General features: G+C 65.7%; 23 protein-coding genes, 2 tRNA genes and 1 rRNA gene. 8 read left to right on the forward strand and 18 right to left on the reverse strand.

Features of this window, described 5'->3' with window-relative positions:
* Positions 1–21 precede the first annotated feature (21 nt).
* From ACYX4P_RS02720 to ACYX4P_RS02750, 7 genes are all read right to left on the reverse strand, one after another.
* A tRNA-Ala gene (locus ACYX4P_RS02720) sits at positions 22–97 on the reverse strand.
* Positions 98–179: 82 nt separating this feature from the next.
* Positions 180–256: transfer RNA gene (locus tag ACYX4P_RS02725), tRNA-Ile, on the reverse strand.
* Between the two features lie 179 nt (positions 257–435).
* A 16S ribosomal RNA gene (locus ACYX4P_RS02730) occupies positions 436–1,896 on the reverse strand.
* 647 nt (positions 1,897–2,543) lie between these two features.
* Positions 2,544–2,750, reverse strand: coding sequence for a hypothetical protein (locus ACYX4P_RS02735; protein WP_248120760.1), 207 nt, complete (start codon positions 2,748–2,750; stop codon positions 2,544–2,546).
* 57 nt (positions 2,751–2,807) lie between these two features.
* Positions 2,808–3,098: a DUF167 domain-containing protein gene (locus ACYX4P_RS02740; protein WP_248120758.1), complete on the reverse strand. Its 291-nt coding sequence runs from the start codon at positions 3,096–3,098 to the stop codon at positions 2,808–2,810.
* A 76-nt stretch (positions 3,099–3,174) separates the two neighbouring features.
* Positions 3,175–4,104, reverse strand: coding sequence for an electron transfer flavoprotein subunit alpha/FixB family protein (locus ACYX4P_RS02745; protein WP_312571881.1), 930 nt, complete (start codon positions 4,102–4,104; stop codon positions 3,175–3,177).
* 1 nt (position 4,105) lies between these two features.
* Positions 4,106–4,870 carry an electron transfer flavoprotein subunit beta/FixA family protein gene (locus ACYX4P_RS02750; RefSeq protein ID WP_248120754.1) on the reverse strand — a complete coding sequence of 255 codons (765 nt, stop codon included), beginning with the start codon at positions 4,868–4,870 and terminating at the stop codon, positions 4,106–4,108.
* Between the two features lie 116 nt (positions 4,871–4,986).
* Between ACYX4P_RS02750 and ACYX4P_RS02755 the strand changes: the two genes are divergently transcribed.
* Positions 4,987–5,331 (forward strand): hypothetical protein, encoded by a 345-nt coding sequence (locus ACYX4P_RS02755; RefSeq protein ID WP_248120752.1) that lies wholly within the window; start codon positions 4,987–4,989, stop codon positions 5,329–5,331.
* An 11-nt stretch (positions 5,332–5,342) separates the two neighbouring features.
* Here ACYX4P_RS02755 and ACYX4P_RS02760 read toward each other — a convergent pair whose 3' ends face one another.
* Both ACYX4P_RS02760 and ACYX4P_RS02765 read right to left on the reverse strand, forming a co-directional pair.
* Positions 5,343–5,915, reverse strand: a complete 573-nt coding sequence (locus ACYX4P_RS02760) for a cob(I)yrinic acid a,c-diamide adenosyltransferase (RefSeq protein WP_248120750.1) — start codon at positions 5,913–5,915, stop codon at positions 5,343–5,345.
* A 2-nt stretch (positions 5,916–5,917) separates the two neighbouring features.
* On the reverse strand, positions 5,918–6,121 hold the full coding sequence (locus tag ACYX4P_RS02765) for a twin transmembrane helix small protein (RefSeq protein WP_292046534.1): 204 nt from the start codon (positions 6,119–6,121) through the stop codon (positions 5,918–5,920).
* Between the two features lie 158 nt (positions 6,122–6,279).
* On the opposite strand from ACYX4P_RS02765, the gene ACYX4P_RS02770 reads away from it, so the two are divergent.
* Entirely contained in the window at positions 6,280–8,439 is a 2,160-nt protein-coding gene (locus tag ACYX4P_RS02770) for a TonB-dependent receptor domain-containing protein (RefSeq protein ID WP_248120746.1), read from the forward strand.
* 101 nt (positions 8,440–8,540) lie between these two features.
* Positions 8,541–9,695 (forward strand): hypothetical protein, encoded by a 1,155-nt coding sequence (locus ACYX4P_RS02775; protein WP_248120744.1) that lies wholly within the window; start codon positions 8,541–8,543, stop codon positions 9,693–9,695.
* A 6-nt stretch (positions 9,696–9,701) separates the two neighbouring features.
* On the opposite strand, the gene polA is transcribed toward ACYX4P_RS02775, so the two are convergent.
* The 5 genes from polA to ACYX4P_RS02800 all read right to left on the reverse strand — a co-directional run bounded on the left by polA (position 9,702) and on the right by ACYX4P_RS02800 (position 14,384).
* Positions 9,702–12,611 carry a DNA polymerase I gene (polA, locus tag ACYX4P_RS02780; protein WP_248120742.1) on the reverse strand — a complete coding sequence of 970 codons (2,910 nt, stop codon included), beginning with the start codon at positions 12,609–12,611 and terminating at the stop codon, positions 9,702–9,704.
* 38 nt (positions 12,612–12,649) lie between these two features.
* Complete coding sequence (locus tag ACYX4P_RS02785) at positions 12,650–13,267, reverse strand: DUF6655 family protein (protein ID WP_248120740.1); 618 nt, start codon at positions 13,265–13,267, stop codon at positions 12,650–12,652.
* Positions 13,267–13,707, reverse strand: coding sequence for a VOC family protein (locus tag ACYX4P_RS02790; protein WP_248120738.1), 441 nt, complete (start codon positions 13,705–13,707; stop codon positions 13,267–13,269). Before ACYX4P_RS02790 ends, ACYX4P_RS02785 begins: the two co-directional genes overlap by 1 nt.
* Before the next feature lie 85 nt (positions 13,708–13,792).
* Complete coding sequence (locus ACYX4P_RS02795) at positions 13,793–14,032, reverse strand: zinc-finger domain-containing protein (protein WP_248120736.1); 240 nt, start codon at positions 14,030–14,032, stop codon at positions 13,793–13,795.
* 55 nt (positions 14,033–14,087) lie between these two features.
* Entirely contained in the window at positions 14,088–14,384 is a 297-nt protein-coding gene (locus ACYX4P_RS02800) for a hypothetical protein (protein WP_248120734.1), read from the reverse strand.
* A 185-nt stretch (positions 14,385–14,569) separates the two neighbouring features.
* Between ACYX4P_RS02800 and ACYX4P_RS02805 the strand changes: the two genes are divergently transcribed.
* Positions 14,570–15,544, forward strand: coding sequence for an ABC transporter ATP-binding protein (locus tag ACYX4P_RS02805; protein WP_248120732.1), 975 nt, complete (start codon positions 14,570–14,572; stop codon positions 15,542–15,544).
* Positions 15,545–15,619: 75 nt separating this feature from the next.
* Here the strand turns inward: ACYX4P_RS02805 and ACYX4P_RS02810 are convergent, their stop codons facing one another.
* The 3 genes from ACYX4P_RS02810 to ACYX4P_RS02820 all read right to left on the reverse strand — a co-directional run bounded on the left by ACYX4P_RS02810 (position 15,620) and on the right by ACYX4P_RS02820 (position 18,154).
* Positions 15,620–16,489 carry an alpha/beta fold hydrolase gene (locus ACYX4P_RS02810; protein WP_292075099.1) on the reverse strand — a complete coding sequence of 290 codons (870 nt, stop codon included), beginning with the start codon at positions 16,487–16,489 and terminating at the stop codon, positions 15,620–15,622.
* A 70-nt stretch (positions 16,490–16,559) separates the two neighbouring features.
* Entirely contained in the window at positions 16,560–17,069 is a 510-nt protein-coding gene (locus tag ACYX4P_RS02815; protein ID WP_248120730.1) for a D-glycero-alpha-D-manno-heptose-1,7-bisphosphate 7-phosphatase, read from the reverse strand.
* Positions 17,066–18,154: an AGE family epimerase/isomerase gene (locus ACYX4P_RS02820; protein WP_248120728.1), complete on the reverse strand. Its 1,089-nt coding sequence runs from the start codon at positions 18,152–18,154 to the stop codon at positions 17,066–17,068. The genes ACYX4P_RS02815 and ACYX4P_RS02820 overlap by 4 nt, the downstream gene beginning before the upstream one ends.
* A 171-nt stretch (positions 18,155–18,325) precedes the next feature.
* Here ACYX4P_RS02820 and ACYX4P_RS02825 point away from each other — a divergent pair, with 171 nt between their 5' ends.
* The 4 genes from ACYX4P_RS02825 (at position 18,326) to xth (ending at position 22,000) form a co-directional block, all read left to right on the forward strand.
* The gene (locus ACYX4P_RS02825) at positions 18,326–19,483 is read left to right on the forward strand and encodes a DegT/DnrJ/EryC1/StrS family aminotransferase (protein WP_248120726.1); all 1,158 of its coding nucleotides are present in this window, start codon (positions 18,326–18,328) and stop codon (positions 19,481–19,483) included.
* 4 nt (positions 19,484–19,487) lie between these two features.
* The gene (locus ACYX4P_RS02830) at positions 19,488–20,420 is read left to right on the forward strand and encodes a Gfo/Idh/MocA family protein (protein ID WP_248120725.1); all 933 of its coding nucleotides are present in this window, start codon (positions 19,488–19,490) and stop codon (positions 20,418–20,420) included.
* A 48-nt stretch (positions 20,421–20,468) separates the two neighbouring features.
* Positions 20,469–20,984, forward strand: coding sequence for a hypothetical protein (locus ACYX4P_RS02835; RefSeq protein WP_248120723.1), 516 nt, complete (start codon positions 20,469–20,471; stop codon positions 20,982–20,984).
* A 218-nt stretch (positions 20,985–21,202) separates the two neighbouring features.
* Positions 21,203–22,000, forward strand: coding sequence for an exodeoxyribonuclease III (gene xth, locus ACYX4P_RS02840; RefSeq protein WP_248120721.1), 798 nt, complete (start codon positions 21,203–21,205; stop codon positions 21,998–22,000).
* A gap of 3 nt (positions 22,001–22,003) precedes the next feature.
* Here the strand turns inward: xth and yczR are convergent, their stop codons facing one another.
* On the reverse strand, positions 22,004–23,458 hold the full coding sequence (gene yczR, locus ACYX4P_RS02845) for a MocR-like transcription factor YczR (protein ID WP_248120720.1): 1,455 nt from the start codon (positions 23,456–23,458) through the stop codon (positions 22,004–22,006).

The following is a 23,458-nucleotide window of genomic DNA, read 5'->3' on the forward strand; positions in this document are numbered from 1 at the left end:
CGCCGTCCCGCATCTGCGGGATGGTGGAGCCAGACGGAGTCGAACCGACGACATCCTGCTTGCAAAGCAGGCGCTCTACCAACTGAGCTATGGCCCCATTCCGAGGAACGGTGCGAAGCCCAGGAGAGCTGTCGGCGATGCCGTCTTGAGGCTGAGAACCCCCAGCGAACCAGAAGTCCTGGTAGGCCCGGGCAGACTCGAACTGCCGACCTTACGCTTATCAGGCGTACGCTCTAACCACCTGAGCTACGGGCCTATGGCAGCGACAGCCAGGCTAAAAGCCCAGGCTCGCGATCGCGTCACCAACTCAACGACCCGTATGGTCGAGGCGTCGATGACGAAAGTGGAAAGAGAAACGGAGACGGCGGCGTTCCGCCGTTTAGTGGAGCCTCAATAGACAGTCTCGTGAGAGACGGCCTGGAGAAGCATCCTTAGAAAGGAGGTGATCCAGCCGCAGGTTCCCCTACGGCTACCTTGTTACGACTTCACCCCAGTCGCTGACCCTACCGTGGTCGCCTGCCTCCTTGCGGTCAGCGCAGCGCCTTCGGGTAGAACCAACTCCCATGGTGTGACGGGCGGTGTGTACAAGGCCCGGGAACGTATTCACCGCGGCATGCTGATCCGCGATTACTAGCGATTCCAACTTCATGCCCTCGAGTTGCAGAGGACAATCCGAACTGAGACGACTTTTAAGGATTAACCCTCTGTAGTCGCCATTGTAGCACGTGTGTAGCCCACCCTGTAAGGGCCATGAGGACTTGACGTCATCCCCACCTTCCTCCGGCTTAGCACCGGCAGTCCCATTAGAGTTCCCAACTAAATGATGGCAACTAATGGCGAGGGTTGCGCTCGTTGCGGGACTTAACCCAACATCTCACGACACGAGCTGACGACAGCCATGCAGCACCTGTGTCCTAGTCCCCGAAGGGAAAGCCACGTCTCCGTGGCGGTCCAGGCATGTCAAAAGGTGGTAAGGTTCTGCGCGTTGCTTCGAATTAAACCACATGCTCCACCGCTTGTGCGGGCCCCCGTCAATTCCTTTGAGTTTTAATCTTGCGACCGTACTCCCCAGGCGGATTGCTTAATGCGTTAGCTGCGTCACCGAAATGCATGCATCCCGACAACTAGCAATCATCGTTTACGGCGTGGACTACCAGGGTATCTAATCCTGTTTGCTCCCCACGCTTTCGAGCCTCAGCGTCAGTAATGAGCCAGTGTGTCGCCTTCGCCACTGGTGTTCTTCCGAATATCTACGAATTTCACCTCTACACTCGGAGTTCCACACACCTCTCTCATACTCAAGACACCCAGTATCAAAGGCAATTCCGAGGTTGAGCCCCGGGATTTCACCCCTGACTTAAATGTCCGCCTACGCTCCCTTTACGCCCAGTAATTCCGAGCAACGCTAGCCCCCTTCGTATTACCGCGGCTGCTGGCACGAAGTTAGCCGGGGCTTCTTCTCCGGGTACCGTCATTATCGTCCCCGGTGAAAGAATTTTACAATCCTAAGACCTTCATCATTCACGCGGCATGGCTGCGTCAGGCTTTCGCCCATTGCGCAAGATTCCCCACTGCTGCCTCCCGTAGGAGTTTGGGCCGTGTCTCAGTCCCAATGTGGCTGATCATCCTCTCAGACCAGCTACTGATCGTCGCCTTGGTGAGCCTTTACCTCACCAACTAGCTAATCAGACGCGGGCCGCTCTAAAGGCGATAAATCTTTCCCCCGAAGGGCACATTCGGTATTAGCACAAGTTTCCCTGAGTTATTCCGAACCTAAAGGCACGTTCCCACGTGTTACTCACCCGTCCGCCACTAACTCCGAAGAGTTCGTTCGACTTGCATGTGTTAGGCCTGCCGCCAGCGTTCGCTCTGAGCCAGGATCAAACTCTCAGGTTGAGTTGACTTCTGACCTAAGCATCGGATCGACTAAAAGTCGTCCTTGGCATTAGTTCTACGTATTTTATTGACGAGTTCCCACGTCATCGATCCGAAGACCGACGCATGGTATCTTTTCAAAAAGACCGCAGATAGTCAGTGTCGTATGATGACCTCGAAGGTCATCGCAAGAACACCGCCGCCTGCGTTTCTCTTTCCATATCAACAATGTCAAAGACCAGAACCACCGAAGCGGCCCGACTTGTTTAGCGCCTCGTCGTCGGCGGAGGCGGCGATTTAGAGAACCGCGAACCCCGTGTCAACCGCTCTTTTCAGAGATTTTGCAGACCGAAGAGCGAACCCTTCAAACCGCAAAAAACCGCCGGAGAAAACCAAGAGGCTTGCCCCTTCACCAAACCGGCGATTCGATTGAAGCGCGGAACCTATTCAAACCAACCCAGGAAAGCAAGAAGTTTTTCAACTCTTTCTTCCCCTCAAAACCCCGGGAAACCAGTCCCCAAGGCCCCGTAGGCCGGCCCGTTTCCGAGCGAGGCAGCCCTATACGGGCACCACTTTTGCTCAGCAAGAAGAATCTGGAAAAGCGACGAAGATTCTCACGGAATCGGGCTCGGCGAACGCCGCCCGATCCCACCACGCCCCCCGTGGGATCAGGCCCCGCCTAGCCTGGACATCAATGCAGGGTCTTTTTCAGCCAGAGCGACCTCAGCCTCGAACGCCCGCTGCGCCTCCGCTTCGTCGTCGAACAGGCTCGGCCCGTCAGTCCTCAGGCTGACGACGGCGAATCCGTCTTCGCGCTGTTCGAGGGTCACGCCGCTGCGGGCGTGAAGGATTCGCGTTTGCGTGGGGTCGGTCATCGGTCGGCTCTCCGCGTTTCGAAGACAACGCGCTTGGGAGTGGAATCGTCCCGTCAGTCACACGCCGGAAAGACGCTCTTCGATTCGGACGAGGAGTTCAGCGTCATCCAGGCCGTCCAGACCGATCATCTTGAGCCGAGACTGGCCGCCCCGCGTCAGGGCGACGGCGGATTTCGGCAGATCCAGACTGTTGGCCAGAAAACGGATCAGGGCCTCGTTGGCTGCGCCATCGACGGGTCGCGCACGAACGCGGACCTTGAGGATCCGGCGACCCGACGCATCCACGTCCCAGCCGTCGATTCTGTCCATCGCGGCGCCGGGCTGCAGCTTCACGGCCAGGGTCGCCATTCCATCGCTCCCAGATATGCAAAAGGCGCGACATCGTCTCCGACATCGCGCCCTTGGCGGAGTTATCGTCCAGGCGTCAGCCCAGGGCGGCCATCAATTCAGGCACGGCGGTCTTGTAGTCCGCGACAAGGCTGTAGTCGGCGACCTGGAAGATCGGCGCGTCGGGATCCTTGTTGATGGCGACGATGGTCTTGGAATCCTTCATGCCCGCCAGGTGCTGGATCGCGCCGGAGATGCCCACGGCGATATAGAGCTGTGGGGCGACCACCTTGCCGGTCTGGCCGACCTGATAGTCGTTGGGCGCATAGCCGGCGTCGACCGCCGCGCGCGAGGCGCCGATGGCGGCCCCCAGCTTGTCGGCCAGAGGCTCCATCACGGCGTGGAACTCGTCCGCCGAGCCCAAGGCGCGGCCGCCCGAGACGATGATCTTGGCGGTGCCCAGTTCGGGGCGGTCCGACTTGACCATTTCCTCGGAGACGAAGGCGGTCTTGGACGCCTCGGCGCCAGCCACGCTCTCCACAGGGGCCGAGCCGCCCTCTGCGGCGGCGGCGAAGGCGGTCGGGCGCACCGTGATCACCTTCTTGGCGTCCGACGACTGGATCGTCTCCAGCGCATTGCCGGCGTAGATCGGCCGGACGAAGGTATCGGGCGAAACGACTTCGACGATATCGGAGATCGGCGCCACGTCCAGCTTGGCGGCGAGGCGCGGGGCGAAGTTCTTGCCGTCCGTAGTCGCGGGGGTCAGGATGGCGTCGTAGCCGTCAGCCAGCGGAAGGACGGTCGCTTCGACCGCCTCGGCCAGCATCTTGCCCAGACCCACGCTTTCGGCCAGCAGAACCTTGCGCACGCCGGCGATCTTGGCCGCGCTGTCGGCGGCGGCCTGGGCGCCTTGTCCCAAGACCAGAACGTCCACGTCGGACGACAGACCCAGAGCGGCTGTCACGGTCTTGTTGGTGGTGTCGCGAACGGCGGAACCGTCGTGATCGGCGATGACGAGGACAGCCATATTACAGCGCTCCCGCGGACTTGAGCTTGGAAACCAGTTCGGCGGCGTCGGCGACCTTGACCCCGGCGGAACGCTTGGGCGGTTCGGTGACCTTCACGACCTTCAGACGATCGGCGACATCGACGCCATAGTCGGCGACCGCCTTCACGGCGATCTCCTTCTTCTTGGCCTTCATGATGTTGGGCAGGGACGCATAGCGCGGGGTGTTCAGACGCAGGTCCACCGTCACTACGGCAGGCAGTTCAGCCGCAACCGTTTGCAACCCGCCATCGACCTCGCGCGTCACGGTCGCCTTGCCGCCTTCGACGACCAGCTTGCCGGCGAAGGTCGCCTGGGGCCAGTCCAGCAGGGCGGCCAGCATCTGGCCCACCGCATTGTTGTCGCCGTCGATGGACTGTTTGCCCATCAGGACCAGGTCCGGCTTTTCTTCCTCGACCACCGCCTTCAGCAGTTTGGCGACGGCCAGGGGCTCCAGGTCGCTGTCCGACTGGACCAGGATTCCCCGGTCCGCGCCCATGGCCAGGGCCGTGCGGATCGTTTCCTGGGCTTGGGTCACGCCGATGGAGACGACGACGATCTCGTCCGCCGTTCCGGCCGCGTGATGCTCCTTGCCTTCCTTGAGACGAACCGCCTCTTCGACGGCGATCTCGTCGAAGGGATTCATGCTCATTTTGACGTTGGCCAGATCGACGCCCGACTGATCCGCCTTGACGCGGGCCTTGACGTTATAGTCGATCACCCGTTTGACGGGGACGAGTACCTTCATGGGTCTATCCGTGAAATCGCCTGAATGTAGAGGCAGGACATGGAGCGGTCGCGAAGGCCTGTCAACGTAACGCGGGGTCAAGCTGTAGCTGCGATCCTCACCTAACGGACCACCAGATGAAGCGTTTCCTGACCTTCCCCCGCCTGGCGATGATTTTCTTCGGCCTGTTCGGCGTCGCCATCGTGGGGATTTTCGTGCTTCAGGACTATTGGGTCGCGCCGGGCAAGCGGTGCGAGGCGGCCGGCAAATGGTACGACATGGAAAGCCGCATCTGCGCCCAGCCCATCTCCATCGCCCAGATCACCGGCCGTCCGAACGGCGTGTCGCGCGAGGAGGCCTCGGCCGAGAAGAACCGCGAGCTGGTCCGCATCGAGCATGAGCTGGCCGCCGAAAGCCGCGCCCGCGCCGCCGACGCCCAACGGCAGAAGGCGGCCCTGGCCGCAGCGCGACCGGCGGCCTGATCGTAAAAGCCCTAACGGGTCGCGCCCGGCTTCCACTTGATGTCGCCGGCGCCATTGGCGTTGGCGCGACGGGCGGCGACGAACAGATGGTCCGACAGCCGGTTCAGATAGCGTACGGCCGCGCCGTTCACCGCCTCCCCGGCCTCCACCAGACGCACAGCCTCCCGCTCCGCCCGGCGACAGACGGTGCGCGCCATGTGCAGATGCGCCGACAGCGGCGCACCGCCCGGCAGGATGAAGCTGTCCAGGGCCTTGAGGCTCTCGTTCATCCAGTCGATTTCCTGCTCCAGCCGCTCGACCTGGCTGTCGATGATCCGCAGCGCCTCCCACGCCGGGGGCGGATCGAGCGGCGTGGCCAGGTCGGCGCCCAGGTCGAACAGTTCGTTCTGGATACGGCCCAGCATGGCGTCGATCCGGTCGTTCTGACCGCTGTTCAGCCGCGCGATGCCGATCACGGCGTTCAGCTCGTCCACCGCCCCATAGGCCTCGACCCGAGCGTCGGTCTTGGACACGGGCGCGCCTGACGCCAGCCGCGTCTGACCGCCGTCGCCGGTGCGGGTGTAGATCTTGTTCAGCGTCACCATGGTCAGCCTCCCCGCGTCGCCTTCCACACCATGCCGATCACCAGCAGCAGCACCGCCACGGCCTGCAGCCCGACGCGCAACCGCATCAGCCGGTTGGAATGGGTCCGCGCATAGGCCCCGCCGCGAAACAGCGAATAGAGACCCAAGCCCAGGGTGATCGTCACGGCGACGATGGCGGCGACGATCAGAAGGTCGAAAATCTGCATGGCCTTGTTCTAGACCCGGATCGCAACCGGGCGCCAGCGCAAGCCTTCGGGCCGGAAGACGATACGGCTCCGCTTGCGACGGATGGGCGCACCCCCCTTGGACGATCTTTGCGAATGCTGTTGAGAGGCGCTCGCAAGTATTTTGGGGCTGTTTCACCATGACGATTTCGACCCGCGCACGCCTGCTGGCTGGTGCTTCGCTCGCCTTCGGCCTGACCGCGAACGCCACCCTGGCGCAGACGTCCCAGCCCTCCAACGCGCAACCGTCGGAACTGGGCGAGATCGTCGTGACCGCCTCGGGCTTCGAGCAGCGGATCAATCAGGCCCCCGCCTCGATCAGCGTCATTCCCCGCGCCGAGATCGAGGAGGTGCGGGCTGTCTCCATCGCCGAAATCCTGAACAACGTCGAAGGCGTCGACACCGGCGCCGCCGTCGGCAAGTCGGGCGGCCAGACCATCAACATCCGGGGCATGGGGTCGGACTACACCCTGATCCTGATCGACGGCCGCCGCCAGAACACGGCCGGCAGCGTCACGCCCAATGGCTTCGGCGAGACCGCCACCAGCTTCCTGCCGCCTGTCTCGGCCATCGAGCGGGTCGAGGTGGTGCGCGGCCCCGTCTCCACCCTTTACGGGTCCGACGCCATGGGCGGGGTGGTCAACATCATCACCCGCAAGATCGGAGACGCCTGGCACGGATCGGCGAGCGCCCATTACACCCTGCAGGGCGACGGGGAGTTCGGGGACATTCGCGGCGGCGACGTCTATCTGGCCGGGCCGTTGGTCGCGGACCGCGTCGGCGTCTCGATCCGGGCGTCGCGCTCGGAGCGGGAGCAGTCCAGGCTGACCTATGAGACCGTCGCGGGCGTCCAGACCCCGGTGTCCGGCTTTGGCCGAAGCGCCACGGCCAACCAGATCTGGTCCGCGGGCGGCCGCGTGGCCTTCAATCTGCATCCCGACCATGACCTGTGGATCGACGGCGACGTGAGCCGCCAATGGTATGACAACTCCAAGGGCCAGATGGGCACCGCCACCACCGCTGGCGGCTATGACAAGTTCCTGGAGTTCAACCGCGATCAGATCGCCCTGGCCCACAACTGGCGCCTGCCGTTCGGCGTGCTGGAATCCAGCTATTCGGTCGCCCGGACCGAGACACGGGGTCGGATCATTCCAAACGGCGTCGCCGGCGCCGGCGGCGGCCGCACCCTGGAGAGCGAGAATCGCATCTTCGACACCAAGCTGTTTTCGCAATGGCGCAACCACACCTTCACCGTTGGCGGCCAGCATTGGGACGCCGAAATGACGGACGGCGTGGTGTCCGGCACGTTCAACCACACCCAATGGGCCGTCTTCGCCGAGGACGAATGGCGCTTCACCGACAGCTTGGCCCTGACCCTGGGCGCCCGCCATGACGACCATTCCACCTTCGGCTCGCACTTCAGTCCGCGCGCCTATCTGGTCTGGAACCCCAGCGCCGTCTGGACCGTGAAGGGCGGCGTCAGCCAGGGCTTCAAGACCCCGCGCCTGGAGCAGTTGGCCTCGGGCGTCAACGGCTTCGGCGCCCAGGGCCGCCTGCCGCTGCTGGGCAGTCCCGGCCTGATGCCGGAAACCTCGACCTCGACCGAGTTCGCGGTCCTTTACGACGATCACCAACGCCTGCGCGCCGGCGTGACCGTCTTCCACAATCAGTTCGATGACAAGATCGCCACCGGCGTTCCGATCGCCAACTGCCTGTTCCGCCTGACCCAGGCTCAGTTCGACGTTGGCGGCTACAATAGGTCTGGCTGCTATGACGTGGGTTTCTACACCGCCTACATCTCCACGGTTCCGACCTTCGGCCAGAGCGTCAACATCGACGAGGCGGTGACGAAAGGGATCGAGGCCACGGCCCGCTTCCGCTTCGACGACGCCTGGACGCTTCAGGGCAACTACACCTTCACCGATAGCGAACAGAAGTCGGGGGCGGCGGCCGGCCAGCCTCTGACCGACACGCCCGAGCATATGCTGAACGCCAATCTGCGCTGGAACGCCACGGATCGCCTGAACCTGTGGCTGCGCGGCGAATATCGCTCATCGCGTTATCGCGGCGCGGGCGACGCCCAGACGGCGCTTGGCGACTACAAGGCCTACAGCCTGTTCCACCTGGGCGGCGCCTATCGGATCGACGACAATCTGACGGTCAACGCCGTCGTCTATAATGTCTTCGACAAGGACTTCGTCAGCCTGCTGCCCTACGGAACCCCGGTGGCCTATGCGCCGGAGTTCGCCAACAACCAGGAGCCGCGCCGTCTGTGGGTCTCTGTCACCGCCGCCTTCTGATCGCGCAATCGGGGATCGCCTAAGGGGCGCCAGGGCGACCCCTGTTCTTTTTTGAAACACCCTAAGCCCTTGGTCACGATTTCGCGTCTAGCCTTGACGACATGACCGATCGCGCCGTCCGCAGTCTTGAACATCTGAAGGGCTCGGCCTCCACCGCGCGGGTGCTGAACCTGCTGCGCGTTTGGCAAGAGAACGGCGACAGCGGCCCGGACGGCGCCGTCCGCAATCCCGAATGGGCCAGCTTCCCTATCTTTCGCACCATGGCGCTGAATCGCGCCCTAATCATAAAACACCGTGTGCGGCGCAACGAGACGGACCTGTTCACCGGCCGCCGCCAGGTTGTGACCAAGGTGGTCATCCCGATCGACGATACCGACCTGAAGACCGGCGGCCGCTACGTCTTCGTCAATCAAATCGGTTTCGAGCGGATGATGATGGAGGCGTTCGGCGTTCCAGCGAACCATCCGGACATCGAGACCCTGCGTCTGATCGACAAACTGCCGTCGCTGGATCCCTTCCTGCTACGCGAACAGCTTCGGCGGGGCGGGCTGGATCCCGCCCCCTGCTATTTCTCGATCAGCGAAAGCGATCTTCAGCGGATGCTGGCCTTCGTGCGCAGCGAGATCGAACCGCTGGTCACCCTCAGCCTGGGCTCGGACACCGTGGCGGTGAACGCGGATTCGGCCGGAAGGATGGCGGCCAAGATTCTTTCAAACACGCCCGGCGATCAGCTGGACGCCCTGCGGCAGACCCTGCGCCTGGCGCCGGAGCAGTACCAGGAGGGCGTCTTCTGCTGGAAAGGCTTCCTCTATTACAAATGGACGCTGGCGGCCCTGCTGAGCGACGTGGCCAACGTCGCCGAGGCTGTCCGCACCATCCGCCCGGTCGGCAAGATCGACCGCGCCGCCAAGGAATATCTGGCTCGCAGCCGCGACGTCCTGCGCGGCCGCATCATCAAGACCTGCGACGAGGTCAGCCGCACCTTGCGCATCTATGACGACGCCTACGCCAAACTGACCCAGGAAGGCCAACCCACCGCCTTCCGCGACTTCCTGCTGGATGCGCCCTCCATGTTCGCCAAGCTGGGCGACCAGTTGGGCGCCGTGCAACACATCGTCAGCTACTGGCGCTTCCGCTTCGGTCCCGCAGCCCCGCCGGTCAACGTGGAAGAGCTGATGGACATCTTCATGGACTTCGAAATCGGCCTCCTGGGCCGCGGCGAAGTCCCAGACGACATCGGCGTCGTCGCCGCCTAATGCTCGTCAGTGGGCTTCGTCCCAGTTGGCGGCGGCGCGGGCGTCGACGACCAGGGGGACGGTCAGGGCGACGGCGGGTTCGGCGGCGTTCTCCATGATGCGGCGGATCACGGGGATGGCGCGCGCGGCCTCGGCCTCCGGCGCCTCGAACACCAGTTCGTCGTGGACCTGGAGCAGCATCCGCGTCTTCAGTCCGGCCTCGGCCAGGGCGCCCGGCATGCGGATCATGGCCCTGCGGATGATGTCGGCGGCCGCGCCCTGGATCGGGGCGTTGATGGCGGCGCGCTCGCCGAACTGACGCTCGGCCCCCGACTTGGACAGGATGGCGGGAATGTGGATGCGACGGCCGAAGACGGTCGAGACGAAGCCGGTCTGGCGCACCTCGGCCTTGGTGCGGTCCATATAGTCGCGGATGCCGGGGAAGCGTTCGAAATAGGTCTTGATATAGGCCCCGGCCTCGCCCTGATCGATGCCCAACTGGTTGGCCAGGCCGAAAGCCGAAATGCCATAGACGATGCCGAAGTTGATCGCCTTGGCGCGACGGCGCGTCTCTGACGGCATACCCTCGACCGGCACGCCGAACATTTCGCTGGCGGTCGCGGCATGGATGTCCAACCCGGCCTTGAACGCGCGTTGCAGCTCAGCGATGTCGCCAATATGGGCCAACAGACGCAGCTCGATCTGGCTGTAGTCGGCGCTGATCAGCACATGGCCGGGCGCGGCGATGAAGGCCTGGCGGATTTCGCGCCCCGTCTCGGTGCGGATCGGAATGTTCTGAAGATTCGGGTCCGACGAGGCCAGACGCCCAGTCGAGGCGGCGGCCAGTTGATAGGAGGTGTGGACCCGATCGGTCTTGGGGTCGGCGGCGGCGATCAGGGCGTCGGTGTAGGTGCCTTTCAGCTTCGACAGCTGGCGCCAGTCCAGAATGGTGCGCGGCAGGTCGTGGCTCAGCGCCAGATCTTCCAGCACGCTGGCGTCGGTCCCCCACTGGCCGCTGGCGGTCTTCTTGCCGCCCGGCAGGTTCAGTTCGCCGAACAGGATGTCGCCGATCTGACGCGGCGAGCCGATGTTGAAAGGCCGGCCGGCGATCCGCTCGGCCTCGGCCTCCAACTCTGCCATGCGCAGGCCGAACTCGCTGGACAGACGTTTCAGTCGCTCGGGATCGATGCGGACGCCCGCCGTCTCCATGTCGGCCAGCACTGTCGGCATTCCCCGCTCCAGCGTCTCATAGACGGTGGACAGGCCTTCGCGCGCAAGGCGCGGCTTCAGGATGCGCCACAGGCGCAGCGTCACGTCGGCGTCCTCGGCGGCGTATTCCGACGCGGGTCTCAGGGCGACGTGCTTGAACGACTTCTGGCTCTTGCCCGTCCCGGCCACCGACTTGAACGGAATGGGATCGTGGCCGAGATGCAGCCGCGCCAGGTCATCCATGCCGTGACCGTGCAGACCGCCCTCCAATACATAGGAGATCAGCATGGTGTCGTCATAGGGCGCGACGCGGATGCCCCGGCGCGCCATGACGGCGATGTCGTATTTGGCGTTCTGCAACACCTTCAGGACCGACGGATCTTCCAGCAGGGTCTTCAGCCTGGCCAGGGTCGTCGGCTTGTCCAGTTGATGGATCGGCTCGCGCGGCTCGGCCGCGTCGCCGAACAGACCGCCCTCGCCCGCCTGCGGCTCATGCTCATGGGTCAGGGGGATGTAGCAGGCTTCGTTCGGCCCGACCGCCAGGGACACGCCGCACAGGCCGGCGTGGGTCGCGGACAGGGCGTCGGTCTCCGTATCGAAACCAACGACGCCGACCTCGGTCGCGCGCGCGATCCAGCGGTCCAGCGCCGCCTCGGTCTGGACGCATTCGTAGGCGGCGTGATCGAAGCTCTGAACCTCGGCCGGACCTTCCACCGCCTGGCCATAGCGCGGCGTGGCCACCGGCGCCGACAGGGTGGGCGCGCGTTTCGGCGCAAAGGCCGACACGTCGCTGGGGCCGGCCTTGCCGTCGCCGACCCGGCGCTGCAAGGAGCGGAATTCCATCGCCTCCAGGAAGGCCGACAGGGTCGCCGGATCGGGATCGCGCACCGCGAAATCGTCGATGGCTTCGGGCGCCGGCGCGTCGCAGGTCAGGCGCACCAGGTCGCGCGACAGCCGGATCTGGTCGGCGAAATCGATCAGGGTCTGGCGACGCTTGGGCTGTTTGATTTCGCCCGCCCGCGCCAACAGGGTGTCCAGGTCGCCGTATTCGTCCAGCAATTGGGCCGCCGTCTTCGGCCCGATGCCCGGCGCGCCCGGCACATTATCCACGCTGTCGCCGATCAGGGCCTGAAGATCGACCATCTTCTCGGGCCCGACGCCGAACTTCTCGAACACCTCCGGCTCGGCCAGACGCCGATCCTTCATCGGGTCCCACATCACGACGCCGCCGCCGATTAGTTGCATCAGGTCCTTGTCGGACGACACGATCACCGCCTCCCCGCCCCTGTCGCGAGCCTTGCAGGCGTAGGTGGCGATCAGGTCGTCGGCCTCGTAGCCGGGCAGTTCGACGCAGTGCACCCCGAACGCCGCCGTCGCCTCGCGCACCAGCGGGAACTGCGGCACCAGATCCTCGGGCGGCGGCGGACGGTGGGCCTTGTACTGGTCGTAAAGGGTGTTGCGGAAGGTCTTTTCCGAGTGGTCGAAGATGGCGACCAGATGGGTGGGGCCATCCGCCCCCTTCATATCCTTCAACAGCTTCCACAACATGTTGCAGTAGCCCTGGACCGCGCCGACTGGCAGGCCGTCGGACTTTCGCGTCAGCGGCGGCAGGGCGTGATAGGCGCGGAAAATATAGGCCGAGGCGTCGATCATCCACAGCCGCAGCGCGGGGCCGTCCTGCGTCAGGGGGCGGTCGTGGTCGATCTCGGGAGCGGCGGCTTCAGTCATGGCCGGAACATAGGCGGCTGGAGCCTCCGCGTCAGCCGCTAGAATTCCTTCCAGCTCGATCCCGGGTCGCGCTGCCCAGGCTGGGCCTGCTGCTGGCCCCAGGACACCATCATGAAGGCCTTGTGGCTACGGATGCGATAGGCGCCGATCATCGGCGTAATCGCCCCCAGCGGAGCGCCGGTCTTGGCCTCATACAGAAAGCCCGAGAACTCGGCCACGCCCACCCGGTCGCGGTGGCTATAGACCGACAGCTCAGGCAGGGAGACGACATTGAAGGTCTCGTTGATCGGGATGCGCATCTCGGGAATGCCGAAGACGCGCCGCATCTGTTCCAGCGACAGGGCGCCGGCCCGGATCTCGAACACGGCGTTGGCCTCGTCCCTGTTCCGGGCCAGGCTGAAGCCGGCGTCGGAGATGGCGCCGCGCATGGCGCTGACGGCATAACGGGCGCCTTCGCCCTGGAAATAGGCGTCGTCCACGAACACCGAAGCGCCCAACGGCAGGGGCAGGACCAGACCCTCTATGGCCCGGTCGGACGCCCGCGCCAGCAGCAGCTGCTCGGTCGCCGTGCGGCCCGTGTTGCTCTCGGTGGTCGAGGCGCAGGCCGATAGGGCCAGCGCCGCGGCCGACAGGGCCGCGACCGGCCGCCACCGCATCACCAGACCCCGGTGTTGGGCATCGAAGCCCACGGCTCGGCCGGCGCCAGGGGTTCGCCTTCCTGAAGCAATTCGATGGAGATGCCGTCAGGCGAACGGACGAAGGCCATGTTGCCGTCGCGCGGCGGCCGGTTGATCGTCACGCCGCCGTCCATCAGCGTCTGGCAGGCGGCGTAGATGTCGTCGACCTTATAGGCCAAATGGCCGAAGTTGCGGCCGCCCTCATAGTCTTGCGGATCCCAGTTGAAGGTCAGCTCGACCTCGGGACAGCGTTCCGCCGAAGACTGAGCCAGGTTCTTGGGCGCCGCGAGGAAGATCAGGGTGAACCGGCCCGCCTCGTTCTCGGTGCGGCGCACCTCCTGAAGGCCCAGAAGGTCGCAGTAGAAACGCAGCGAGGCGTCGATGTCCTTCACCCGGACCATGGTGTGCAGATAACGCAAGGGCGGGGCTCCATCCGAACAGGGTTTCGGCGATCCCTATAGACCCGGACCGCCCGACATCCGACTGAACTGAGGTTACGACCTCTTAGTGCGCCTCGGCCGCGCGGGCCGCCGGGCTCAGGTATTCGTTCTCGTCGTGCGGATGGGCCGACAGGACGAAGCGGCGGTCGCAATAGCCGCATTCGATGAAGTCGTCCTCGCCCATGTCCATATAGACCAGCGGATGCCCCAGGGCCCCGCCGCCGCCGTCGCAGGCCACGCGCTTGGTCGAGACCACGATCTCTTCGGGCGGCGGGATGATGGCGTCGGAATGGCGGGGGGGCATGGTGCGGTCCGATGTGGCAGGCTTGCGCGCTTCCTAGGCGGACCTGCCCCCAAGGTCAAACCTCGGACGCCGCCGCCGCGCGCCGACCCAGAAGGCGGTTCAGCATCGCCTTGCGCTTCTTGAACAGCGTCAGCCCCAGGCAGGCGGCGCCGACCCACAGACCGATCTCGCCGATCAGCAGGAGGGCCGCGCCGACGATGGCCGCATGGGTCATGTCGATCTGATCGGTCTTGCCAGCCCAGAGCGCCAGACCCCCGCCCACATAGCCGATGGCGCAAACGCCCATGGCGACAAAGCCGATCAGGCGAGTGCGGGTCCACTTGGGCGGGGTCTGAATTGCGGGAACAGTCATGGTCGTCTCCATCAAGTGGGGTTGTCTTTATGACAAGCACGCTAGACACAGCACACGGCAAAGTCAAGCGACATTGACATCCGGTCGCGTACGCTTGTCATGCAGTGGTCCAGACACAGGTTGGCGAATGCGGCCCCGCCCCCTACCTATGCCGCTCGCCGTCCTGCCCGAGTGAATAGCCGACCATGTCCGAGACCTACGCCCTGCCCAACAACGCCATCGAGGTGCGGGGCCTCAAGAAGACCTATGCCGGGTCCAAGAAGGCCGCGCCCAAGACGGCGCTGCGCGGCGTCGATCTGGTCATTCCGCGCGGCTCGGTCTTCGGCCTGCTGGGACCCAATGGCGCCGGGAAATCGACCCTGATCAACATCCTGGCCGGGGTGGTGAAGAAGTCCGAAGGCGCGGTGAAGATCTGGGGCCGCGACATCGACAAGGAGCCGCGCGACGCCGCAGCCGCCCTGGGCGTGGTGCCGCAGGAGATCGTCGCCGACGTCTTCTTCACGCCGCGCGAATCGCTGGAGGTGCAGGCGGGCTTCTACGGCGTGCCGAAAAACGAGCGCCGCTCCGACGAACTGCTGGCGGCGCTGGGCCTGTCGGACAAGGCCAACGCCTATGTCCGCGCCCTGTCCGGCGGCATGAAACGCCGCCTGATGGTGGCCAAGGCGCTGGTGCATAATCCGCCCATCCTGATCCTGGACGAGCCGACGGCCGGCGTGGATGTCGAACTGCGCCGCCAGCTGTGGGCCTACGTCCGTCGCATCAACGAAGAGGGCGTCACCATCGTCCTGACCACCCACTACCTCGAAGAGGCGCAGGAGCTTTGCGACACCATCGCCATCGTCAACCGGGGCGAGGTGGTGGCCTGCGAGCCGACGCCGCAGTTGCTGCGACGCCTGGACAGCCGCAATGTCGTGGTGACGCCCGAGACGCCCCAGGCGACGCCGCCGGCGCTGGCGGGCTTCGAAGTCACGCCCCGACCGGGCGGCGCCTTCGCCGTCGCCTACAAGAAGGGTCAGTCGTCGGTCGAACAGGTCATCAACGCCGTGCGCGCCGCCGGTGTGACCATCGCCGACATCACCACCGAAGACCCGGACCTGGAGGACGTCTTCCTGGCCCTGACCTATGGCGACAAGTCCCGCGTCGATCCGACGAAGGACTGACGGCTAAAGGCCGTCCTCGCTCCTTATCCAGCCCTATGGCCTGACCCGAGGATGATGAGGATGGCGAAGTCCCTCTCACTGAACCTCAGACAGAAACGCGAAGATCGCCGCCCGGGCCTCGGGCTCGTCCAGCATGGGCGCGTGACCGACGCCGGGGACCTCGACATAGACCATGGACGGCGCGGCCTTTTTCATCCTGTCCGCGATCTCGGCGCTGAGCAGATCGGAGTTTCCGCCCCGCACCAGAAGGGTGGGCTTCTTCTTCGCCAGACGGCGGAAGTCGGGCCACAGGTTCGGAACCAGCGCCTTGGCGCCCGCCGCTCTGATCGGCACGGCGATGTCGGGATCATAGTCCAGACCGATCTCGCCGTTCGGATGCTGGCGGAAGATGCGCCGCGCGAACCCATCCCAATCGGCGTCCGAATAATGCGGGAAGGCCACGCCGTTGATCCGTTTGGCGTAGGCGGCGGCGTCGGCCCAGGTTTCGATCTCGACCGGCTGACCGCTGTAGCCGGCGATCCGCGCCAGACCTTCGGCCGCCACCTCCGGGCCGATGTCGTTGAGGATGGCGGCGACGACGGCCTTGGGCCTGGCCGCCGTCAGGGCCATGGTGATCAGCCCGCCCATCGAGGTGCCGAGGAAGACCGCCCGACCGATCCCCGTCTGATCCATCAGGGCCAGCACGTCCTGGGCATAGACATCGGGCGTATAGGTCATCGGATCTGGCGCGCGATCCGACAGGCCGCGCCCGCGCACATCGACCGCCAGCACCCGCCGCCCGCTCTGGGCCAGCAGGGGCGCTATGGCTTCGAAGTCGGCGCTGTTGCGGGTCAGGCCGTGGATGGCGATGACCGGTGGCCGGGCCACGCCCGGAGCCGGAGCATAATCGCGTGCAAACAAGCTCAGCCCATCCGGCGATGTCCAGCGACGTTCAACAAAGGCCACGGGCGTCTCCTTCAGCAACACGCACAGGCCATATATTCACGGTGCGAGGAATTGCGAAAGGCAGCTGCACTCAGCCCGCGGTCAAGCCTTGCACAAAGACGTCCAGATCACCGCCCTCGAACAGATGGCCTGAAACCCCCGCCCGCCGCGCCGCCTCAACATCGGTCGGCTGATCGCCGATCATCAGGGATCGGGCGGCATCGATCCCATGGTCGGCGATCGCGCGCAGCAACATCCCGGGATTGGGCTTCCTGTCCGGGTGGTCCGGGTGGCGATAGCGCTCAACCACCGCATCGGCGTGATAGGGCGCGGCGTAGACGGCGTCGATCACGCCTCCATCCTGCGCCAGGCGCCGCGTCAACAGGCCGTTGAAGTCATGCATCTGCTCTTCGGTGAACAGGCCGCGCGCCACGCCCGACTGGTTGGTGACGATCACCGTCAGATAGCCCAGTTCCTTCAAGCGTCGCACAGCCGCGGCCGCACCGGGGATCAGCGCCAGATGCTCCGGCTTGTGCGGATAGCCGCAGTCTTCGATCAGCACCCCGTCACGGTCGAGGAAGGCCGCAGGGACGCCGCTCATGGCTTGTGTCTCAACAGTTCGGAAAAGGCCGTCATCAGGTGATACAGGCTGGAAGCGGGGGCCGCCTGATCGGACGACCGTCCCTCCGCATCATAGCTGTCCGTCCAGAGCCCCCGGATACGGGTCGCCAGATGGGTGTCGAACACGGCGTCAACCCGCTCGCCCAGGTCAGGCTCAGCGAACGCCAGCGCCGTGCGGATCGCCTCGGTCTGGGCCCACAGACGCCGCCCGCCGTCGATCACGCCGCCGGACGGATCGATTTCGCGGACGAGGCCTAAGGGTGTCCGGCCCTGCTTCACGGCCCGGCGATGCAGGGCGTCAGCCGCTGTCCCCCCATCCAGACCGAGCGCCTTCGCCTGACGCAGAAGCCAGGCCCATTCCTCGAGGTGTCCCGGCTCTATGATATGGCCCAACTGCGGGTCGGGCGCCCAGGCCTGGGTGAAATACTCGCGGATCGCGCCGTCGATCACGAAATGATCGCGACACAGGGCCAGAGACACGCGCGCCGCCGTCTCGAACGCGGCGTCTGGCGCTGTCGCCTGCCAGGCCAGCATGGCCTCCAGCATATGCATGTGCGGATTCTGGCGCCGAGGCAGGCGCGGCGGCAGGGCGTCGTGCCATCCCCCGTGCGGCGCGCGCATCAAGGCCTGGATCGCCGCCAGGGTCTCAAGCGCCAAGGGCCGGGCGCGCGTGTCGCCCAGCACCCTGTGCGCCGCCGCCAGGGCGAACAGGACGAAGGCCAGGTCATAGAGATCAGCCGTCGCGTCAACCACCGCGCCCTCATCATCGGCGGCGCTGATCCACAGGCCGTCGTCGCGCCGACACAGGTCGATCATCCGGTCCAATCCCGTCTGAGCCACGGCGCGCCCCGCCTCCCAGCCCAGAGCCGCCGCTTCGCAGAAGACATAGACCTGGCGCGCCTGAACGCGGGTGCGTCGGCGCAGGCCCGTCACGGGACGGGCGTCGAAATCCAGTTGCTCGAAGAACCGCCCGTCGGCGCTGACGCCACGATCCGCCCAGAGCGGCAGGGCGTCCTTGAACAGCCAGTTCGAGACCCTGGATTTGGCGACGGCAAGCCTGATCATGGCGCTGGCTTAGGGCGCAACCGGTCGGGCGCCAAGGGGCGTGGACGTTGCAAAGGGCAACGCGAAGTGAGCTTGCGCCGTTTGGCGCAGGCGGCCGATCTTGCTAGGAGGACGCCCACATTCGCGGACCGCGCCAGCGGACCGCCGCCGCATCCGCGTGGAGAGCGACCCATGATCCCCTTCATCGACCTTCAGGCCCAGCGCCTTCGCCTTGGCGGCAAGATCGAGGCCGCCGTTCAGGACGCCGTCGTCGGCGGCGCCTGGGTCATGGGTCCGCAGGTCCGTCAGTTCGAGGCCGATCTGGCCGCCTTCGGTCAGGCCAAGCACGCCTTGGGTTGCGCCAACGGCACGGACGCCCTGGCCCTGCCGCTGATGGCCTGGGGCGTGGGGCGCGGCGATGCGGTCTTCGTGCCCAGCTTCACCTTCGCCGCCACCGCCGAGGTGGTGCCGTGGTTCGACGCCGAGCCGGTCTTCATCGACGTGGACGCCGACACCTACAACATGGACGCCGGTCACCTGGAGGCCGCCATCGAGGCGACCCTGAAGGAAGGCCGCCTGACCCCGCGCGTGGTCATCGCCGTGGACCTGTTCGGTCAGCCCGCCGACTATGCAGCCATCAAGGCCGTCTGCGACAAGCACGGGCTGAAGCTGATCTCGGATTCGGCGCAAGGGTTCGGCTGCACCATCCATGGCGAGCATCCGCTGAAATGGGCCGATGTCACCACCACCAGCTTCTTCCCGGCCAAGCCCCTGGGCTGCTACGGCGACGGCGGCGCAGTGCTGACCAATGACGACGAACTGGCCCAGTTGATGGATTCCATCCGCGTGCACGGCAAGGCCGTTGCGGTGGACCTGAAGGACCGCACCTTCGATCACGATCCCAAATATCTGAACATGCGGATCGGCCTGAACAGCCGTCTGGACACCATCCAGGCCGCCGTCCTGATCGAAAAACTGAAGGTCTTCAGCCAGGAGATCGAATGGCGAAACGCCGCCGCCGCCCGCTATAACGACGGCCTGCGCCCGCACGTCGCCAAGGTTCCCGACGTCCCGACCGGCAACATCTCCAACTGGGCGCAATATACGATCGAACATCCGAACCGCGACGCCCTGGCCGCGCACCTGAAAGAACAGGGCGTGCCGACGGCGGTCTATTATCCGATCCCGCTGCACCTTCAGCCCGCCTATGAACACTATCCGCGCGGTCCCGAGGGCCTGCCGGTGACCGAGCGCCTTAAGGATGTGGTCATCAGCCTGCCGATGCACGCCGATCTGGACACCGCGACCCAGGACCAGATCATCGCCGCCGTCGCCAGCTTCAAGGGTTGAGTCCATGCCGAACATCGCCCCCCTCAAGATCGGCGTCGCCGGCGCCGGCGTCATGGGCCGCAATCATGCGCGCGTCGCCGCCGAAATGCGCGAGTTCGAGCTGACCACCGTCTTCGACCCGGACGCCGTGACGGCGGAAGGCGTCGCCGCCGCCTATGGCGCATCGCCGGTCACGACGGCGCAGGCCTTTGTCGAGGCCGGTCTGGACGCCGCCGTGGTCGCCACGCCCAACCGTTTCCATGCCGAGGTCGGGGTGGCCCTGCTGGAAAAGGGCGTCCACGTCCTGGTGGAAAAGCCCATCGCCGCCAACGTCGCCGACGCCCAGCGCATGATCGACGCGGCCAAGGCCAACAATCGCGTCCTGATGGTCGGTCAGGTGGAGCGGTTCAATCCGGCGGTGGAGGCGGTCAAACGCGCCCTCGCCGACGACGAGATCATCTCCATCCAGATCACCCGCGTCGGGCCATTCCCACCGCGTATGGGCGAGGTCGGGGTTGTCATCGACCTGGCCGTGCATGACATCGACATCATCCGCCACCTGACGGGCGCCGAGATCACCGAGGTCCAGCCACAGTTGGCCCGCACCCGCGCCGACCGCGAGGACACGGCCCTGCTGCAGTTCCGCCTGGACAATGGGGTGATCGCCCACATCACCACCAACTGGGTCACCCCCTACAAGACCCGCACCCTACAGGTCGCGACCAAGACCAAGTTCATCGTCGCCGACCTGATCACCCGTCAGGTCACCGAATATTTCGGCCAGCAGCCCGACGGCTCGTATTCCACGCGGATGCTGAATAGCTGGCCCGCAGAACCTTTGAAGAAAGAGTTGGAAGCCTTCGCCCGCGCCATCACAACCGGCGAGACGGCGGCGGTGACGGGCGAGGACGGCCTGCGCAATCTCGAGGTCGCCCTACGCTGCCTGGGCGAAGCCTGATCGTCGCCAAGCCCCTTTATCGCCGCAAAACCTGAGGAAGAGGGAAGCATGCGCCGTCTGAACCCCCGATTTCTCGGCCTTTCGGTCGTCCTCGCCGCCCTTGTGCTGGCGACGTCGCCGGCCCAGGCGGACACCCGCTTTCTGTCCTACAACGCCTCGGATCGCATCACCCAGGCCCTGACCAAGGGCGTGACGCTGGAGGTGCGGCGCGGTCTGTTCGGGGCGGTTCAGGTCGAGCGTCTATTCTCCACCACCGCGCGCGGCACGGCCGGCTTTACACGCGGCGGCCCCGAGGCGGCGCGGCGCGCCCTGCCGCAAGGCGCATCGGAGAACGACATCTACGCCGTCGATCAGGACGGCGACGGTCGCGGCCTGTCGCGCGCCCTGTGCCCCGGCGCCGACGAGGTCTGGCTGATCATGAGCCGGGTTCGCGCGCCCCGCCCCCTGACCATGCAGGCGGTGGGCCGCTGGTCGGACGGCGCCTATCGCCACTGCGTCACCTTGCGCTACGACTGGCGCGGCGAATGGGCCACGGCGCCCACGCCGTCCGCGGCGCCAAACTGATCCGCCGCCGGACTGTTTCATAATAGGCACGTGCAAGCGGACTTTATGACGATTTGACTTTTATACTCGACAGTGACACTTTCGGCACAGGAACGGCGGCGGCCGTTCTACCGCCACGGAAGATATCCCCCTCCCCGGCGGCGAGAGAGACGAACCTCCCATAGCCCGGCCCGTCGTGGCCGGGCTTTTTTTACGCTCCGCGCCTGCTAGACGAAGGCATGACCCTTCGCCTCGCCACTTGGAATATCAACTCCGTCCGCCTGCGCATCGACCAGGTCGCCCGGTTCGTCGCCGAACGTGCGCCCGACGTCCTGATGCTGCAGGAGATCAAATGCACGACGGACCAGTTTCCCCGCGCCGCCTTCGAGGAGATGGGCCTGCCGTATCTGCGCGTAGCAGGTCAGAAGGGCTGGCACGGCGTGGCCATCGCCAGCCGCCTGCCGCTTGAGGACAGCGACACCTTCCAGGTCTGCAAGCTGGGCCACGCGCGCTGCGTTTCGGCCCGCGTCGCCGGGATCGACGTGCAGAACTTCTACATCCCGGCGGGTGGCGACGTTCCCGACCGGGCGCTGAACCCCAAGTTCGATCACAAGATGGACTTCTACGAACAGCTGACCGAGATCGTGGCGCGTCAGGACAAGGCGCGGCCGCTGGTCATGGCCGGCGATTTCAACATCGCGCCCGGTGAAGGCGACGTGTGGAACCACCGCTATATGTCCAAGATCGTCAGCCACACCCCGATCGAAGTCGAGACGCTGAACCGGCTTCAGGCCACGGGTGGTTTCGCGGACGTGCTGCGCGACCGCTTCCCCGAGCCCCAGAAGCTGGCCAGTTGGTGGAGCTATCGCGCCGCCGACTTCCGCAAGTCCAATCGGGGCCTGCGCCTGGACCACATCTGGACCTCGCCCGGCCTGACGTCTGCGGTGGTCAGAGACACAGCCCGCATCCACGACGACGTGCGCGAATGGGAACGCCCCAGCGACCACGCCCCCGTAACCGTCGATCTGGACCTCTGATCGTCAAAACACGGCGACTGGCCTGGTCCGCCTTGCGGAGCCGCCGCGCGTGTCCACCGCCCTCGCCGCCCGCGCCAGGCGGGCTACCGCCTCGTCCAGCGCGACCTCGGGCAAGGTGTAGGGCAGGCGCAGGCGGCGTTCGAAAGCCCCGTCGACGCCAAAGCGCGGGCCGGCGGCGAGACGCAGACCCTCCGCCTCGGCCTGGATCGTCACGGCGGTGCTGATTGGGGAAGGCAAACGCGCCCAGAAGGACAATCCCCCGGCAGGTGTCGGACAGACCCAGTCCGGCAAATGTTCCGCCAGCCGCGCCCGCAGGTGATCCCGTCTCGCGCGCAACATCGGCCGGCGCACGGCCAGGGCCGCGCCAGCGTCGTTCAGCAGCTCCACCGCCGCCAGTTGTTCCAGGATCGGCGCCCCCAGGTCGAAGCTGGCGCGGCTTTGGGCGAGCCGCTGGATCACGGCGCGATCAGCCCGGATCCAACCGATCCGCAGCCCGCCCCACACGCTCTTGGACAGGGAGCCCAGCCGCACCACCCGGGGCGCGTCGACGGCCGAGGCGGTGAGCGCGGGCGGGCCGCTCAGCGTCAGCTCGACAAGGGTTTCGTCCAGCACCAGAAGGGTCTCCGTCCCCCTCAGTCCCGCCAGCAGACGGGCACGATCCGCCGCCCGCATCATCCGCCCGGTCGGATTATTGTGGTCCAGCACCAGATAGGCCATCGCCGCATGGCTGCCGCGACAGGCCTCGACCAGGCCCTCGACATCCCAGCCCGCCTCCCCCTCCCCGTCCGGCAACGCCACCGGAACGGGGCGGGCCCCGGCCGCCAGTATGGCGTCGATGGCCTGCGGATATGTGGGATGATCGAACACCACCGACGCGCCGGGCCTCGTCGTCAGCCGCAGCATATGCACCAGGCCATTGTGGGCGCCATGAGTGATCAGGATCTGGCCCGGCGAGGTCGCAAGGCCGCGCCGCCGATAGCCAGCCGCCACCGCCTCGCGCAAGACCTCCAACCCCGTGGTCTCGTAGCCGTGACCGGGCAGGTTCGCCGGCAATCGCTCCAGCGCCCGCACATAGGCGGCATGAACATTCGGGTCGGCCGGCAGAACCGCCGAGGTCAGGTCGATCAAGCCCGTCCCGGCGTCTCTCTCCTCGATCGGCGCACGGCCCGGCCTCGCTCCGCTGGGCAGGCTGGTGCGCGCCGCCTCACCTTGGCCGCCTGTCAGAAGGCCGTCATCCCTCAATCGACCATAGGCGGCCGAGACCGTCGTCCGGCTCAGCCTCAGCGCCCGCGCCAGCTCGCGTTCGCCCGGCAGACGCGCCGCCAGCGGCAGTCGCCCATCCAGGATGAGCAGCCGAACCGCGCCAGCCAGTTGGCGATAGGCTGCGCCGCCGCCCGGCGCGCGCCATGCGCCGAGGTGGCGGGTCAGGGAGACGGGACTGATGACGCGAGCGGACAT

It is taken from the genome of Brevundimonas sp. ABV4_179 (assembly GCF_056311945.1).

Excerpts from the sequence above, each read along its gene's own strand:
- ACYX4P_RS02735 (WP_248120760.1), bottom strand. The coding sequence starts at position 2,750 with ATGACCGACCCCACGCAAACGCGAATCCTTCACGCCCGCAGCGGCGTG.
- ACYX4P_RS02740 (WP_248120758.1), bottom strand. The coding sequence starts at position 3,098 with ATGGCGACCCTGGCCGTGAAGCTGCAGCCCGGCGCCGCGATGGACAGA.
- ACYX4P_RS02745 (WP_312571881.1), bottom strand. The coding sequence starts at position 4,104 with ATGGCTGTCCTCGTCATCGCCGATCACGACGGTTCCGCCGTTCGCGAC.
- ACYX4P_RS02750 (WP_248120754.1), bottom strand. The coding sequence starts at position 4,870 with ATGAAGGTACTCGTCCCCGTCAAACGGGTGATCGACTATAACGTCAAG.
- ACYX4P_RS02755 (WP_248120752.1), top strand. The coding sequence starts at position 4,987 with ATGAAGCGTTTCCTGACCTTCCCCCGCCTGGCGATGATTTTCTTCGGC.
- ACYX4P_RS02760 (WP_248120750.1), bottom strand. The coding sequence starts at position 5,915 with ATGGTGACGCTGAACAAGATCTACACCCGCACCGGCGACGGCGGTCAG.
- ACYX4P_RS02765 (WP_292046534.1), bottom strand. The coding sequence starts at position 6,121 with ATGCAGATTTTCGACCTTCTGATCGTCGCCGCCATCGTCGCCGTGACG.
- ACYX4P_RS02770 (WP_248120746.1), top strand. The coding sequence starts at position 6,280 with ATGACGATTTCGACCCGCGCACGCCTGCTGGCTGGTGCTTCGCTCGCC.
- ACYX4P_RS02775 (WP_248120744.1), top strand. The coding sequence starts at position 8,541 with ATGACCGATCGCGCCGTCCGCAGTCTTGAACATCTGAAGGGCTCGGCC.
- polA (WP_248120742.1), bottom strand. The coding sequence starts at position 12,611 with ATGACTGAAGCCGCCGCTCCCGAGATCGACCACGACCGCCCCCTGACG.
- ACYX4P_RS02785 (WP_248120740.1), bottom strand. The coding sequence starts at position 13,267 with ATGCGGTGGCGGCCGGTCGCGGCCCTGTCGGCCGCGGCGCTGGCCCTA.
- ACYX4P_RS02795 (WP_248120736.1), bottom strand. The coding sequence starts at position 14,032 with ATGCCCCCCCGCCATTCCGACGCCATCATCCCGCCGCCCGAAGAGATC.
- ACYX4P_RS02800 (WP_248120734.1), bottom strand. The coding sequence starts at position 14,384 with ATGACTGTTCCCGCAATTCAGACCCCGCCCAAGTGGACCCGCACTCGC.
- ACYX4P_RS02805 (WP_248120732.1), top strand. The coding sequence starts at position 14,570 with ATGTCCGAGACCTACGCCCTGCCCAACAACGCCATCGAGGTGCGGGGC.
- ACYX4P_RS02815 (WP_248120730.1), bottom strand. The coding sequence starts at position 17,069 with ATGAGCGGCGTCCCTGCGGCCTTCCTCGACCGTGACGGGGTGCTGATC.
- ACYX4P_RS02820 (WP_248120728.1), bottom strand. The coding sequence starts at position 18,154 with ATGATCAGGCTTGCCGTCGCCAAATCCAGGGTCTCGAACTGGCTGTTC.
- ACYX4P_RS02825 (WP_248120726.1), top strand. The coding sequence starts at position 18,326 with ATGATCCCCTTCATCGACCTTCAGGCCCAGCGCCTTCGCCTTGGCGGC.
- ACYX4P_RS02830 (WP_248120725.1), top strand. The coding sequence starts at position 19,488 with ATGCCGAACATCGCCCCCCTCAAGATCGGCGTCGCCGGCGCCGGCGTC.
- ACYX4P_RS02835 (WP_248120723.1), top strand. The coding sequence starts at position 20,469 with ATGCGCCGTCTGAACCCCCGATTTCTCGGCCTTTCGGTCGTCCTCGCC.
- xth (WP_248120721.1), top strand. The coding sequence starts at position 21,203 with ATGACCCTTCGCCTCGCCACTTGGAATATCAACTCCGTCCGCCTGCGC.
- yczR (WP_248120720.1), bottom strand. The coding sequence starts at position 23,458 with ATGTCCGCTCGCGTCATCAGTCCCGTCTCCCTGACCCGCCACCTCGGC.